The organism is Candidatus Enterococcus myersii, assembly GCF_017316025.1.
GTDB classification, from domain to species: domain Bacteria; phylum Bacillota; class Bacilli; order Lactobacillales; family Enterococcaceae; genus Enterococcus_C; species Enterococcus_C montenegrensis.
In genome coordinates this window covers 34,039-48,632 of the sequence record NZ_JAFLVT010000011.1, presented here as the reverse complement: position 1 = coordinate 48,632, position 14,594 = coordinate 34,039, and the positions used below count along the sequence as shown (strand labels likewise).

General features: G+C 34.9%; 16 protein-coding genes and 1 pseudogene. 2 read left to right on the top strand and 15 right to left on the bottom strand.

The window, feature by feature from the left end; all coding sequences use genetic code 11:
* Positions 1-592 (bottom strand): annotated as a pseudogene (locus JZO76_RS09215) (hypothetical protein); the annotation flags it as partial.
* Between the two features lie 175 nt (positions 593-767).
* Here JZO76_RS09215 and JZO76_RS09210 point away from each other — a divergent pair.
* The gene (locus tag JZO76_RS09210; protein WP_206903792.1) at positions 768-2,273 is read left to right on the top strand and encodes a helix-turn-helix domain-containing protein; all 1,506 of its coding nucleotides are present in this window, start codon (positions 768-770) and stop codon (positions 2,271-2,273) included.
* Positions 2,274-2,476: 203 nt separating this feature from the next.
* Here the strand turns inward: JZO76_RS09210 and JZO76_RS09205 are convergent, their stop codons facing one another.
* The 13 genes from JZO76_RS09205 to JZO76_RS09145 form a co-directional block, all read right to left on the bottom strand.
* A complete protein-coding gene (locus tag JZO76_RS09205) occupies positions 2,477-2,947 on the bottom strand; it encodes a glutathione peroxidase (protein WP_206903791.1) in 471 nt (156 codons plus the stop codon).
* Positions 2,948-3,144: 197 nt separating this feature from the next.
* Positions 3,145-3,783: a bifunctional 2-keto-4-hydroxyglutarate aldolase/2-keto-3-deoxy-6-phosphogluconate aldolase gene (locus tag JZO76_RS09200; protein ID WP_206903790.1), complete on the bottom strand. Its 639-nt coding sequence runs from the start codon at positions 3,781-3,783 to the stop codon at positions 3,145-3,147.
* 9 nt (positions 3,784-3,792) lie between these two features.
* Positions 3,793-4,335 carry a 6-phospho-3-hexuloisomerase gene (gene hxlB / locus JZO76_RS09195; protein ID WP_206903789.1) on the bottom strand — a complete coding sequence of 181 codons (543 nt, stop codon included), beginning with the start codon at positions 4,333-4,335 and terminating at the stop codon, positions 3,793-3,795.
* The gene (locus tag JZO76_RS09190) at positions 4,322-4,957 is read right to left on the bottom strand and encodes an orotidine 5'-phosphate decarboxylase / HUMPS family protein (RefSeq protein ID WP_206903788.1); all 636 of its coding nucleotides are present in this window, start codon (positions 4,955-4,957) and stop codon (positions 4,322-4,324) included. The genes hxlB and JZO76_RS09190 overlap by 14 nt, the downstream gene beginning before the upstream one ends.
* Positions 4,958-5,917, bottom strand: coding sequence for a sugar kinase (locus JZO76_RS09185; RefSeq protein WP_206903787.1), 960 nt, complete (start codon positions 5,915-5,917; stop codon positions 4,958-4,960). It lies immediately after the preceding gene.
* A 24-nt stretch (positions 5,918-5,941) separates the two neighbouring features.
* A complete protein-coding gene (locus tag JZO76_RS09180; RefSeq protein ID WP_206903786.1) occupies positions 5,942-7,213 on the bottom strand; it encodes a gluconate:proton symporter in 1,272 nt (423 codons plus the stop codon).
* A gap of 12 nt (positions 7,214-7,225) precedes the next feature.
* Positions 7,226-7,471: a hypothetical protein gene (locus JZO76_RS09175; protein WP_206903785.1), complete on the bottom strand. Its 246-nt coding sequence runs from the start codon at positions 7,469-7,471 to the stop codon at positions 7,226-7,228.
* The gene (locus JZO76_RS09170) at positions 7,468-8,208 is read right to left on the bottom strand and encodes a sugar phosphate isomerase/epimerase family protein (protein ID WP_206903784.1); all 741 of its coding nucleotides are present in this window, start codon (positions 8,206-8,208) and stop codon (positions 7,468-7,470) included. The genes JZO76_RS09175 and JZO76_RS09170 overlap by 4 nt, the downstream gene beginning before the upstream one ends.
* A gap of 182 nt (positions 8,209-8,390) precedes the next feature.
* A complete protein-coding gene (locus JZO76_RS09165) occupies positions 8,391-9,377 on the bottom strand; it encodes a LacI family DNA-binding transcriptional regulator (RefSeq protein ID WP_206903783.1) in 987 nt (328 codons plus the stop codon).
* Between the two features lie 171 nt (positions 9,378-9,548).
* Positions 9,549-9,728, bottom strand: coding sequence for a TA system antitoxin ParD family protein (locus JZO76_RS09160; protein WP_206903782.1), 180 nt, complete (start codon positions 9,726-9,728; stop codon positions 9,549-9,551).
* 53 nt (positions 9,729-9,781) lie between these two features.
* Positions 9,782-10,813: an SPFH domain-containing protein gene (locus tag JZO76_RS09155; RefSeq protein ID WP_206903781.1), complete on the bottom strand. Its 1,032-nt coding sequence runs from the start codon at positions 10,811-10,813 to the stop codon at positions 9,782-9,784.
* Between the two features lie 205 nt (positions 10,814-11,018).
* Positions 11,019-11,336, bottom strand: a complete 318-nt coding sequence (locus JZO76_RS09150) for a DsrE family protein (protein WP_206903780.1) — start codon at positions 11,334-11,336, stop codon at positions 11,019-11,021.
* A 72-nt stretch (positions 11,337-11,408) separates the two neighbouring features.
* Positions 11,409-12,557, bottom strand: coding sequence for a cation:proton antiporter (locus JZO76_RS09145; protein ID WP_206903779.1), 1,149 nt, complete (start codon positions 12,555-12,557; stop codon positions 11,409-11,411).
* Between the two features lie 152 nt (positions 12,558-12,709).
* On the opposite strand from JZO76_RS09145, the gene JZO76_RS09140 reads away from it, so the two are divergent.
* Positions 12,710-12,847, top strand: coding sequence for a hypothetical protein (locus tag JZO76_RS09140; protein ID WP_206903778.1), 138 nt, complete (start codon positions 12,710-12,712; stop codon positions 12,845-12,847).
* 436 nt (positions 12,848-13,283) lie between these two features.
* Here JZO76_RS09140 and JZO76_RS09135 read toward each other — a convergent pair whose 3' ends face one another.
* Positions 13,284-14,264 carry a hypothetical protein gene (locus JZO76_RS09135; RefSeq protein ID WP_086270779.1) on the bottom strand — a complete coding sequence of 327 codons (981 nt, stop codon included), beginning with the start codon at positions 14,262-14,264 and terminating at the stop codon, positions 13,284-13,286.
* Between the last annotated feature and the right edge of the window lie 330 nt (positions 14,265-14,594).

Sequence of the window (14,594 nt, the reverse complement as noted above, 5' to 3'; positions counted from 1 at the left end):
GTTCACTTGGTTCACTTGGCTCACTTGGTTCACTTGGTTCACTTGGTTCACTTGGTTCACTTGGGTCACTTGGGTCACTTGGGTCACTTGGCTCACTTGGGTCACTTGGGTCATCATTCTTCGTATCTAAGTATGGATCGTTTGGATCTTGGATAATCGTTTGTGTTTGGCTATACGGAGTCAAATGCTGTTTATCTTCTGGATTACTATCCAAAACTTTCACCGTGAATAATTTAGGACCAACAATTGAATCCAGCAAAACAATCGAAAAGGAGAAGTATCCTTTTTTATTCGTAAAGTCAAAAGTCAAATTATTATCATAAGATGCAGCTAACGCAGGGTCTACATTGGAAAAAATAATTTGAGCTTGACCAATTGGAAGCGTATCTCCCGAGAAATCTATTTCACCATAAACGGTAATTTTTTGACCTACTTGCATCTTAGTTACTCCAGAATTAAATAAGTAAAAATCATCAGAAAAGGTAATGCAATTGGCGTTTGCCCAACCACTAGATGCAACAGTTGCTTGATTTTGTTCGTCTAAAGAGCTTCCATGAGCAACACTACCAGTTATTGTCATAAAAAATGTCATAAAAATACTAACAATAAAGATTTTCTTCGTCTTTTTCAAATTATATACCCCGTTTCATTAAATGTTGCACTGAGTATACGTTTGAAAACAGTCGTTTTATTATATATTTTTTTTGAAAAGTGATATTTTTTTCATAAAATTTCATTGCGTGCTACTATCTAGGTGAGGTGAAACTATGGAAACGCAAGCCGCAATTCAAAATCATTTATTAAAGAAAAAAAACAGAATCAAATTAAATATTTTCAAGTTTTTGGCAGACCTCGATTTTCCAATTACAACGCATTTCATTGCTAATCGTTTTAAAATTTCTGAGGCGAATTTAACAGTCTATTTACAAGAACTAAAAAAAGATTTATTTCAGATTGACTATCCAGTTAAAGCCATCAAAAAAGAAAATAAATTCATTTTTTTAGATATTGCTTCCCAAGATTGCGCACGTCTGTACTATCAACTTTTTACAAATTACTGCGAAGCTGCGACAAATTATATTATTTTAACTTCGTTATTGGATAAGTCGAATACTTCAATTACTAAAATTAGTCAAGCAACCCATTTTAGTGCACCACATGTTTATTCTAAGATGAAAGAAATCAATAATTTTTTAGCACTGTATGGGATTACAATAAACTTTGCAGCCAATGGAACCAAAAAAATTAGTGGCAGTGAAATTCAAATTCAATACTGTATGTTAGACATCTATTGGAATATTCATACCAATACAGGTCCTATCTTTCATGCGCAAAAAAACGCAAATAGAAACCAAGTTTTACGTACTTATTTTACAGACAGGATTATTTTGGAGCTTAATTCTAGTATGCTAGACAAACTTTTTGTCATTTTTCAGTCCGTTCATACTTATTTTCCCGTCACGAGTTTAACTGAATTTCGCGCTAGTCTCAAAAATTTGGAAAATTTTTCTAGTCTATTTATCCAATCTTTTGATATCGTAAAAGAACAGGCGCCTGTGACGCAAGATCAGCGTTATCTCATTAATCTATTAGCGCGACTTTCTCTTGCAAAAATTGACAGTCCTACGTTAAATCACAAACAATATCTTCAACTAAAAAATTTACAGGCACCCATTTTTTTGGCAACAAAAGATTTATTGACTGATTTTATCTCACAATTTAATTTGCTGGTACCTTTAGAAGAACTCGAACTTTATACGTTAAACTTTATCCGGCATCAACTTTACGCCAAGCTCTTTGTGCCTACTCAACCTAACACGACCCTACCCAGCTCTAGCCTACAAAATGAACTGAATCATGGTATTATTCAACAAAAAATTTCCGCCTTTTACCAGGACTTTGCAAATACTCAAAATCACGTTATAAAAAAATACGATTCAGATTGGATGATTGAAGATTTGCTGCATTTTTATGATCGCTTCAAACCAACTTCAAAAATACAAATTGGAGTCAATTACACCCGAGACTATTACGTAGCCGATGATTTGTGTGCACAATTAGAACATATCTTTGGCACAGACCAGCTTCTATTTAAAAGACGTGTTTTTAGCCAATGCGATATCATTATTACAGATTGCCCACTAACAGATGTCCGTTACGAAGCCAAAATTATTTATCTACTTGAAAGCCAATTAGATCAAGCGGCATTGCAGTCTTTAATCAAAAAAGTAGCAAACCAAATTTTTATTTTAAGAACGAAAAATAGCTTTTAAATAAAAAAGCTTCGCAAATCCTCGCAACATGTGAAGTCAGATTTTGTTAAAACTGTTGCTCTAATCTTTTTACTTATCAAAAACTTATACTTTCTTAGAGATAAAAAAACTTTTAGCCCTTTACTTAGAAATAAGCAATAAAGACCTTTGCTTTATTGACTGAATTTCTAGTGATAAAAGGCTAAAAGTTTTTTTGCAGCTCTTTAAAGTAATTGTTCAATGGTTGGGATAATTTTTTCAGGTGGAGTAGCAGATGCAAAGCGCTTTACGACTTTGCCGTTACGGTCAACAATAAATTTTGTAAAGTTCCATTTAATCGCCGCGCCTAATCCTTTTTGTTCTTTTTTTAAGAATTGATATAAAGGTGCCTCATTTTCACCATTTACTTCAATTTTTCCAAATGTCTTAAACGTCGTGTGATAACGTAATTGGCAAAATTCCTGAATTTCTTCATTACTACCAGGAGCTTGATTACCAAACTGATTACAAGGAAAATCCAATATTTCAAATCCTTCTGCCTGAAAGCGTTGATATAAATTTTCCAGTCCTTCATATTGTGGTGTAAAACCACATCCTGTAGCAGTATTTACAATGAGCAAAACTTTCCCTGCATAGTCTTTCATCGACACAGATTTTCCAGTGACATCTTTTACTGTATAATCATAAATTGACATTTTATCCCTCCTAATTACTTATCAATGCACTCATTATACGTTAATTTTCTATTCTTGCGTATTTTGTTGATTTACTTCATGACGGCAAAAAAAGACTTGGTCCATAAGTGTTGCTTTTATACGTCAGAAAAAATCCAACTAAAAAGCACCTCGAGACCCAAGTCTTCATTTCGTTAAAAAAATTCATGTTTCCAAAATCAGATTTGCTGCCATTTTTTGCTATAGAGCGCGGCCGTTTTGGTTACTTGTGCGTAGTCATTTTCGGCAACGCCTTGAAAAAGATTACCACCAACCCCAACCAAGAGAGCCCCAGCATTTTTCCAAGCTGCCAGGTTATCTAGATTAATGCCACCTGTGGGCATAATGCTAATTTGCGGCAACGGAGCTTTAATACTCTTAATTAATGTTGGTTCAAAATTGTTAGCAGGAAACAATTTTACAATTTCTGCTCCACTCATCAACGCCTGCTGCATTTCTGTTATTGTCATACATCCCGGCAAATAAGGAATCTGATACAAGTTACAGATTTGAGCCGTTTCTTTGTTAAAAGTAGGACTCACAATAAATTCAGCCCCTGCCATAATTGCCAACCGCGCCGTCGTTGCATCAAGTACCGTACCTGCACCAATGACTACACCACTTTTTACAGGATAGATTTCTTTAAGCTGTGTAATCACAGCAGCAGCATTAGGTACAGAAAACGTCACTTCTAATCCCAAAATTCCACCTGCAACAACTGCTTTTGCCGCATTTAGCGCCTGTTGCGTCGTTTCTTCTCTGATGACTGCAACAATTCCTGTTTTTTCAAGGCGAGCTAAAACTTCTCCTTTTTTCATCGCGAACCTCTACTCTACATTGACGTGTTCATGTAGCGCATCTTCATTCGAAGTTTCGTCTCGTGCGGCTAATTTCAACGTCAATGCATCTAATGTAATATGCACAGTTTGATCAAAAAGACTTGATAATAATTGAACAGATTTAATCCCTGCACCTGTTTTAGTTGCACCAGGCACAACAATAACTTTATCAGCTAATTCGGCCAGCGGAGATGTCAAATCACTAGTCAAAACAACGATGTCTAAACCTAACTTTTTAGCTGCTTGTGTATCTGCTACAATTCCTTTGGTGGTCCCCGAACCTGAAATAGCTACCCAGGTATCTCCTTTTTGAATTGAAGGTGTAATGGTTTCTCCCATCACAAAATCAGTATAGCCAATATGCATTAGACGCATAGCAAATCCTTTTGCTTGAAAGCCACTTCGACCTGCGCCAATAACAAAGATACGTTTGTTTTTTTGAAACAAAGGTAATGCATCTTCCAGTTGTTTTTCATCCACTAATGCCATGACGTGATTAATTTCTGCCATAATTGTTTCAATTGTTTTCATAATGAATTGCCTCCATAAATTCATTTACTGCCTTAATTGGATCTTGTGCTTTGGCAATTTTTGAACCTACAATTACCACTTCCAATAATCCTTGTTGCGCTAATTTTTTTGTTTGTTCTAAATCAATACCTCCAGCAATAGCCAAGCGTTTGATTGTAGGAAATTTTTCGTGGAATGCTGCTACAGTTGCCACAGCATCCAATTTATCCTTGCGATCAATCGAATGATGCAAGGCATAAATTGCCCCGGGAAAATCTTTTATTGCTGCAATTTTTTCATCACTTACTTCTAATAAATCAATCATCATTGTTTTGTTTTCTTTTTGTGCAACCTTATAACAAGCAACAAGGGTGTCATAAGACGCAGCCCCCATCACCGTGACAATATCTCCACCATAATGAAAAGCCTGATTAAACTCATAGGCTCCTTCATCAATTGTTTTACTATCTACTAATAACGTTGTCTGAGTCAGTTTTTGGCGCATGCGCCAAATTGCAACATTCCCATAATCTTTAACTAAAGAAGTGCCCATCTCTAAAATATCTGTTTTCCCATTAAGCTGTTGCGCTAATTCTTCTGCTTCTTCTATCGAAATACGATCAATTGCGGTTTGTAACTTCATTTATTTCACCTTCTGATTTTGTAAAAATTCCTGCAATTGTTCTGGCGTTGGATAGCCGTCGTTATCCCCAGGAGATTGAACAGCCATCGCACCAATGGCATTGGCACGGACTACTGCATCTTTTAGATCTTCGCCTTCAATTAAAGCAGTGATTAATCCGACGGCAAAGCCATCCCCTGCACCAACTGTATCGACTACTTTTTCAACCTTAAAGCCTGCAACCGTGTAACTTGTACCATTCTTTTCTTTGACATACGCACCTTCTGTTCCCAATTTCACGATGACTGTTTTCGTTGCGTTGCCGTTGTTTAAGTAAAAGTCAGCAATTTTTTCGGGATTGCGACTGCCCATTAAAATTTCACCTTCATTAATACCAGGTAAAACAATTTCCGCATGAGAAGCTAAGTCATTGATTGTACTTACCATTTCTTCAGTGCTAGCCCATAATTGTGGGCGTAAATTTGGATCAAAGGTTGTCCGAATTTGATGTTTTTCCAAAAGCTTAATTAAATACCGGAATGCTTCTTGTGCTTCTGGTGAAATAGCTGGAAAAATACCTGATAAGTGTGCCATTTTGACTTCAGAAAAATCAATTTTATCCAGGACCTCTTTTTCAAAATGGGCCGCTGCTGAACCTTTACGGAAATAGAAAATACTTGGATCGCCATCACTTACTCTATCTTTTAATTGGAATGCTGTCCAAAAATCTGCAGACTCTGAAATATAATCAGTCCCAATTTTATTTTCATGTAGTCGATCAATGATAAATTCGCCAAACGGATCTTTTCCTACTTGTGTAATATATTCACTACTATGACCTAAACGAGCCACCCCAACAGCTACATTAACTTCTGCTCCGGCTAAAAATTTTTGAAAATGCAGAGCATCTTTTAAAGACTTATCTACTTCTTCTGATCCAAATAATGCAATAGGTTCACCAATTGTTAAAAATTCACTCATGTTAAATTCCTCTTTTCTTTTATTTTAAAGTAAGATATAAGCTGCGATTAAATTCAAAACTGTTGCGGCCCACGCCCAAGGCAGACCCGTTAATAAGAATGTTTTTGTATCCAAACCTGCATATTGAACTGACCATAAGTTCCAAGATTGTGTAATACAGGCAGAAACGCCCATCATAGAAGGAACTACCAGTAAACCGTATAAGAAATATTGATCGAACATTCCCGTTCCTACTAAAATTGCCGCCGTAGCAGCACCTGCACCATACAACATCAAAGGACCGCGGAAATAAGAAAGCGGTGCAATAATCGCTACAATGATGATTAAGGCTAGTTTGCTATCTGGAATAACTTGTTGGAACACACTCGTAAAACCAGACATTGCATGAACTGCTGCAGATTGGAACATCGTTAAGACAAACAACATAATTAACAATCCCGCAATATCACTAATTGCATGTTTTGCAGTTTCATTCATCATCATGACAAACTTTGTATACTTCTTCATATTCCCAGTTGCTGCAAAAGCAATAATCGTTGAAAGCAGCAAAGCTGGTACGGCATCCCATTTAGCAAAAATGCTTAAAGCAACTGGTAATACTGGTAAAACATACGTCCAAATTGGTACTTCCACGATCTCTTCTTCACTGTCACTTTCAATAATTTCAGGTTTGCCATTGCGAATTTTTTTTGCATTAAATAAAATGAATAGCACTAAAATAACCATCTGAATGCCCATTGCAACAAAACCAAAACGTTGATAATGTGGGCCCCAAGCAACTTTAGGGAAGAACACTTGAAATTGAACGAACAAAACATTGTTCACATACATCGCTGCACCAATTGCAATCGTAAAAACCGAAACGGCAATATTTCGTGGTACACCAATGGAGAACATAATTGGAAACAAGATCACGCCGACAGCAATCGCAGACCCTACACCGTAAGAGCTGGTAAATATTAAAGCGATTACAAAAGCGATTAAAATTGTCGCTAATACCGGGCTTTTCTTTCCTACTTTTTCTGTCCGACGGCTAATACTTCCTGCAATACCAGTATCTACTAGCACACGTCCAAACCAAGAACCAAAAATAATATATGCTGCTGTTTTCCCATAATTCAAAACAGGTTCAGTAAAAATTTCTTTAATTGCTTGGTTAAAAGGAACCAAGCCAATAATCGTCCATAAAACTGCCATAACGAAGAAGCCGACGGTTAAGTTTCCGCCTTTCATCGCGTAAATGACAAATACGATAAAGGTTAATGCAAGTAAAATTCCAGTTATTGCGCCACCCATGTTCTACGCCTCCTAATATTTGTTTAACTCACTCAAAATACGTTGATAATTGGAAACAGGTTTCTTATGATCTTCTACGAAAAAGTCATTTTCTAAATGATTAAATTTTTGAATTAAATAATAAGCTGTTAAGTAAGCAGCTAATGCTTCCTTGGCTGCATCTTGCATATTTTCTGTATCAATTTCAGGTCGATTAATCGTATCCATGAAATGATAAGCAAATTTTTCGGCATCTATTTTTGTTTGTTGGTCACTCATTTTACTTCCTCCTCTAAAAGTGCTTTTGCTTCCAAAATTTCTTCATCGGTTGTTGTTGGGTATTCAATTGCGATGGGGCAATCATCTGGCAAAATAGATAAAACTTTACGCCAATTGATAACACCATGATCTAAGCCAGTAGCTTGTGGTTTATCCTCTTTGTAAAGGACATCTTTAACATGGATATAATGAACATATTCTGCTAATTCTTTTGCAGCTTCTAGTTCGTCTGCTCCTACAAAACGCCAATTTCCTAAATCATAAACATAGCCAATAGCTAAGTCAGCAGCTTTAACAGCCGTCATATATTTTTTAATTGCTGCAATTGTTCCAGAAGTTTGTGTTTGATCATTTTCGATTGTAATCACTACGCCTTCTTCAATAAGCGCTTTCATTTTTTCTACATGAAGCTCTCCTTTAAAATCTCCAATATTCCATTTAATTTGTTTCACACCCATTTGATTTGCTTCGGAAATATATTCTGTTAATTTAGGATTAACTTCACCGTTAACATAGACTTCATCTGGAACACTGTAAAATAAATCAAGATGCAAACGTTCTGCCTCTTTTTTGATAAGCGGCATTTCTTTTGCAACATCTTTAAAATACTCGCGCCGGATTTCCACAGCTTGAAAACCTAAAGCAGCGATATGGGATAATAATTCATTTTGTTGGATACCTTTTTCAATTTTTTCTGCAAAAACTAAAAAATTAAGTACGATTTGATTGCTCTTCATAAAGCCCATCCTCTCAATTAGTTAACCGGTTTCTATACAAGTATAGTAAACCGGTTTCTAAAAAATGTCAACGGTTACATTTTAAAAGAACAACCCTTTTAATCAAAAAAATGAAAGCAGCCTTCAGAAACCGGTTTCTAAAGGCTGCTTTCACGAATATATTTTTTTAAAAAAAACTTAAACTAGACAGATTTCCGCCAACGAATTGTCGAAGGCACGATAATTTCTGCCACATCGTCACTTTTATTGCGTAATACGTTTAACAATTTTTCTGCTGCAATTGCGCCAATTTTTTGCGAAGGTTGCTCAATGCTTGTAATCCCAGGTCCTACAAGTTCTGTTAAACTCCAATCATCAAAACCTGTAATTCCTATTGTATCAGGCATATTAATTTTTTGATTAATTAAAATAGCCAAACTATCCATTAAGACACGACCATTTGAAGCAAATAGTAATTTTTTTTGTGGTTTCAAAAGAATTGTTGCAATCGCATTTTCCAACTCTTCTTTACTATTTACTTCAATTACTTGCCCTTGTTTACGAGCTTTTAAAACACTTTGAATAACCGTTTGCGAACGCAATTCACGGGTACTAACATTGGTAATTGGCTCACTTAGGACAAAAAAATCTTCATATCCTTTTTGTAAAGCCTTTTTTACTACTTCTTTTGTGGCGTCAACATTATTGGTTAACACAGAAGACCATTCTTCTGGTTCTGTTTGGCGATCTACTAATAGTAGTGGGATATTTGATTTCTTGATAAATTCATATTGTTTTGACTGCCGTGAAGATGGCTGCAAAATAATGCCTTCAACACTCTGATCAAGTAGCCGTTGTAACAGCTCTTTTTCTCTGTTAATCGAGTTACCTGCATCCATAATAATCATTTGATAGCCATTTTTTTCAAGTATTTCGCCAATTCCTTTCAGTAATAATGAAGAATACATATTGGAAATATCAGCAACGACAACACCTATCAAATAACTGTGTTTTGATTTTAATGCTTGTGCTTGTTTACTTGGCCTGTAATCTAGGCGCTCAATAACTTCTTTAATCCTGGCTTTTGTTTCTTTGGACATATTGCCATAATTATGATTTAAAAAACGTGAGATGGTTGTCTTTGAGACCCCTGCTTCTTGGGCAACATCATTAATGGTAATTTTTTTCATTTTTCTTTCTCCAACTGTCTTTTTTCTTATTGTAGCGAACTTTTTTTATAAAGAAAAGAAAGACTCATTTAAATTCCACTTGTGCTATGCTTCATTGCATATGAATGTCTAAACAAAAAAGCACTGGTGTAAACCAACGCTTTTACTCTCTTACTTTGATTACGATATAAATTATTTTTCTGCTTGCTTATTTCCTTTTTTGCGCTTTTTTACTGCTGCTGTTAAAAGATACTCAATTTGCCCATTTACACTTCTAAATTCATCTTCTGCCCAACTCGCTAATTCATCGTACAAATCTGCTGAAAGACGCAGCGGCACTTGTTTTTTTGCCTTTGTTTTTTTATTATCCACAAGTACCGCTCCTTTTTCTTTTTTATTATCCAGTAGTATTATAGCGAACCTTGCTAATATAAGGAACCACTATTTACAATCGGTTGGGCATCACGATTGCCGCAAAGGACCACCATTAAATTACTTACCATTGCTGCTTTTCGCTCTTCATCCAAGTCAACAACGTCTTTTTCATTTAATTTTTCTATTGCCATTTCTACCATACCAACCGCTCCTTCAACAATCAACTGACGCGCATCGACAATCGCTGCTGCTTGTTGACGTTGTAACATTGCGGCTGCAATTTCTGGGGCATAGGCTAAATGCGTAATTTTGGCTTCTAAAATTTCTATTCCCGCAACGTTGACTTTGCTTTGAATTTCTTCAGCCAGACGAGCACTAACTTCTAAGCTTGAACCTCTCAAACTTTTTTCATTCGCATCTTCATCGTCAGTGGCATCATAAGGATATAGGCGCACAATATTTCGTAAAGCAGAATCAGACTGAATAGACAAATAATCAACAAAATTATCCACATCGAACATGGCTTTGGCAGTATCATGCACCCGCCAGATAACGACGATGGAGATGATAATTGGATTTCCTAACTTGTCATTTACTTTTTGTTTATTGTTACTTAAAGCCATTGTCTTTAATGACAAACGTTTTTTTTGTAAATTCCCAGCAGCTTTTTTCGCCCCTGTAACTGGATCAGTTTCAGAATCTGCTGTAGTAAATTCTTGTGAACTACTTTTAGCAACGGGTGCGGCTGTCATAAAAGGATTAACATAATAGAATCCTGCTCCTTTTAAAGTTCCCACATATTTACCAAAAAGGGTCATTACTAAAGCTTCATTGGGATGAACAACTTTTAATCCTGCTATAAGTAACCATAAAGGTAATACCCAATAGAAGATACCTAAACCCAGTAAAATTCCACCTAAAACTGGTTGACTACCTTCACTTAAAATAAAAATCCCCCAAATAAAAGCAACAATTGATAAAACAATCCCCAACAACATCATTAAAAATACCGGCATACCCTTATGAGCTTTTAAAATCTTTTCTTCTGTCGGTTGTTTTAACGCTACTTTTTCATTATTCATTTGCTTCCTCCTTTGATATCATTTTGATATCACTTTAATCTTCATGCAAATAATATCATGACAAGATAAAATTAGCAAACTAAAGTAACGTCGCTTACAAAATCAAACAAAAAAGCACCTAAACAGGCGCTTTTTTTCAAAAATTGTGGTTTAAAAAATTGATCTTTTTGTAAATTCTATTCTTATGGCAGAAAGCTACAAATCCTTATGGTTTTATATAAGCGTAGCCCTGCTCTTGAAGTTCGATTAAATCTAAAACACCAGCAGCAACAACTTCCACTCCCAGTGGCAATTCATCTTGTAGCATATGAAAAGCATTCATAGCATTTTGACAGGCATGAAAAGATACATTAGGATTTTCAGCAATAAAAGTTTGCGCACGTTTTAATTGATAGCTTTGAATGCCACTTCCATTTACGAGCAAGACAATTTTGGCATCACTGCGTAACTTTAGTAAATTGTAAATATTATTTGTTGCCTCTTGCCATTTGTTTATCTCATCAACATGAAATACTACTTTCATTTTTATTCCTCCTTGGCTATTCATGTAATTTGTGAGACTAATTAAATCTTCTTGTCTCATGTAAAAAAGCTTCTAGTCATAAATCTTTTTTGTAAAATATTTTAGTAAAAATGGCGAAGAAAGTGTCGTTAATAAAATTATTAAGACAAATGCAGAATAATAATTTTCCGCTACCATATTGGCTTGAAATCCTAATTGAAGGATAATCAATGCCATTTCACCTCTTGAGACCATGCCAGAACCAACCATGAGGCTACTATTGTTATCAAATCCCACAAGTTTGCTTCCAAGAAAGCCCCCAATAAGTTTTGAAAAGATTGCAATCGCGGTCAAAATTATGATCAGCGTCAACTGTGATCCAATTCCAACAAAAGATATTTCCAAACCAATACTAACAAAAAAGACTGGAATAAATACGGCATAGCCAATTGCCTCAATATTACGAGAAACTTCTTGCCAAACTTTTGTCTGTCCAATCGCTACTCCCGTAAAAAAAGCCCCAATGACCGAACTTAATCCAATAAAATCAGCTAAATAAGACATTCCTAGACACAAAACAAGTGAAACGATAATAATGGATGACTCGGCCATTAATTTCTTGCTCAGTTCCATTAAGTAAGGTGCACCCCAACGAATTAAAAAGAATACTCCCATAAAAAATAGAAATTGTTCTAATAACATCAGACCTAACGAGGTATTACTACTGGAACTTGTCCCGACAAATGACATACTAAGGCTAACAATCAGTACAACTAAGATGTCATCAACTACCGAAGCCCCCAAAATTGTTGAACCTTCTTTTGTATTAATCACATTTAATTCCTTTAATACTTCAACAGAGATGCTGACAGAAGTAGCAGCGAGTATTAATCCTAAGAAAAAAGATTGTGATAAGGAAATATGAAAAAGTGTTCCGCCAGCAGTTCCTAAAATAACAGGTAATAAAATTCCTAAAATTGCCACATACATTCCCGGTTTAAAATATTTTTTTAATAAAGATAAGTCACTTTCAATGCCAGCTAAAAACATTAACAATATGACACCAATTTCTGAAAAGTCTTCTACTAAAATATCTGGATGAACCCATTTTAAAGCAGCATTGCCTAATAAAATTCCTACTAGAAGTTGTCCAATTACAGCTGGAATACCAATTCTTCTTGAAAAATGACTTGCAATTGTTGTACTAGCTAAAATTAGACATAAAACCCCAATAAATTCCATCGTTTCCACCCTCTCTTTACCAAATCCAATATGGTTTATTAAATGTCAATTGGATTCACTATCAGTCTAGCGAAAAAGAAGCATTATGAGAAATATTAGTGCTTATTTGCAGCAAATTATTGCGAATTAATTTTTTTGATACTATTAAATTTATGATTAAAAATATCGCAACTAAAAATGGAACCAACGCAAAAAAAGAGATGTCCCCCAGAAAGGAAGACATCTCTAAATCGTTGGCAAGCCAACGTTCTAACCAAGTTAGAATTATTCCGCAGCGTTTGCGTCTTTGAGACCGTATTGAGAGCTGGATTGATTTCTGGTGCTACCTGATAGTCAAAAAACAGCTTAGATATGGGATTATTGACAAATTGCAAAATCTAATACAATCCAGTGAATTTTGATTGAGAAGGTCAAAAGTATGGTCAAAAAATACTCGCCAGTATATTATACTTTTCATATGAGTTAAGATGTTTTATCCGTTTTTGTAAAACCTGATTCATTTACTCAGATTTTATATACGCTTTAAAAGCCATTAATATCAAAGAGTATTACCTAACTTGCACTGTAAAATTCCAACTGTTTTCAAATAATATTAAATCCATAATATCGATTTAACGAGAAAACCATGCGAATTGAAACGATTTTGTCATGTACAATTTGCTAACTTTGAAATTGATGACTTTTCGATCAGATTAAGTATCACAGAATAGCATTCCTTTAACTGAACTAATCATTTTCATAATAAAGAAGTTCCCTTGACATTTCTGTAACTTGGAACCCCTCTATTTCTCGGCCTATTTTTCCACCGACGTAGTTTTCACGATTTTCTAGAAGCTCTTCAATGGTTACAACAATTGGGAAAGTTTTGAGATACTTTTCCCTATCAGGTGACCAAATATCAATAACATCAGCAATTAATAGATTAAAAAAGAATATAAGTGTTGCCTGTTGTTTGTAATCAATCCATTTAGTAGTTTTAACCCATCTTTTATTATTCTTGTCATCTTTTTTTACTTGTAAATATGTTAATGAATCACCATGTACTGATAAAATTTCATTCGTTCCTCTTGTACCACCATAAGAGAACCCATTTTCTTTTTGCGTTATTTGTAGCCCATGCTTGTAAGAGTTATAATCCTGTCTGTTATCCAGATATGTTACCGCAAATTGAATATACCTTTTAAAACGCTCTACTATTTCTTTTTCAGTCAAATTTGTCTTATCAATAATCTCCGCTGGGACACTCTTACTTCCATAAAATACAGCAGTAATAATTTCATCATCGGTAAAGTCAGATAAATTAAAAATATTATAGACTTGCTTTTTCAATTTCTGTATGTTGTTATTATATTTTGTTAAGGTCATGTCCGCTAAATCTAACCAAGGACATCCTCTCATAGAGCAATGTGCCATGTACAAACGTAAAAAAGATTCCAAACAATGGAAAACTGTTACCGCCAATTCTGTTTTTGCATATTTTAAAATTTCTTCTTCTTCAAAAGATCTTTCATATTCTAAAATGCCTACTTTCATATTTGACCCTTTACAGTAAGATTCCGAGGACTCAATCATTTTGAGTAAAGAATCTAATTTTATTGAATAATAATCTTTGTTGTAATTCTTGTAAAATTCATCATTGAGTTCTTCAAACTGCTCAGAAGCTAGATTGAAGAAAGGATTGTTACTCTTCTTTGCTTTTTTAGACACTTCTTTTCACGCCCCTACACATATCATCAATAACAAACGTTTGCTTTGTTAAATTTTCCCTTATTATATCAATAATTCCAAATCATGGAATCTATCAGTCCATTCATACGCCGCAAACGTGATCATTGTGCCTGTCAAGGTGATTGACTACCACAAATTGTCACTAAAAGCTACGAATCAAAATAGGATCAACAAAGGTATCAACAATAAGAATATGCTTCACAAACTTAGATGTGAAATGTCTTATTGGTATAAAGCAAATATTAATACTAAAAAACTATGAAGCTTTACGAGCTTTCTTAAGACCTGGTTAGACCAACCGTTTTTTTA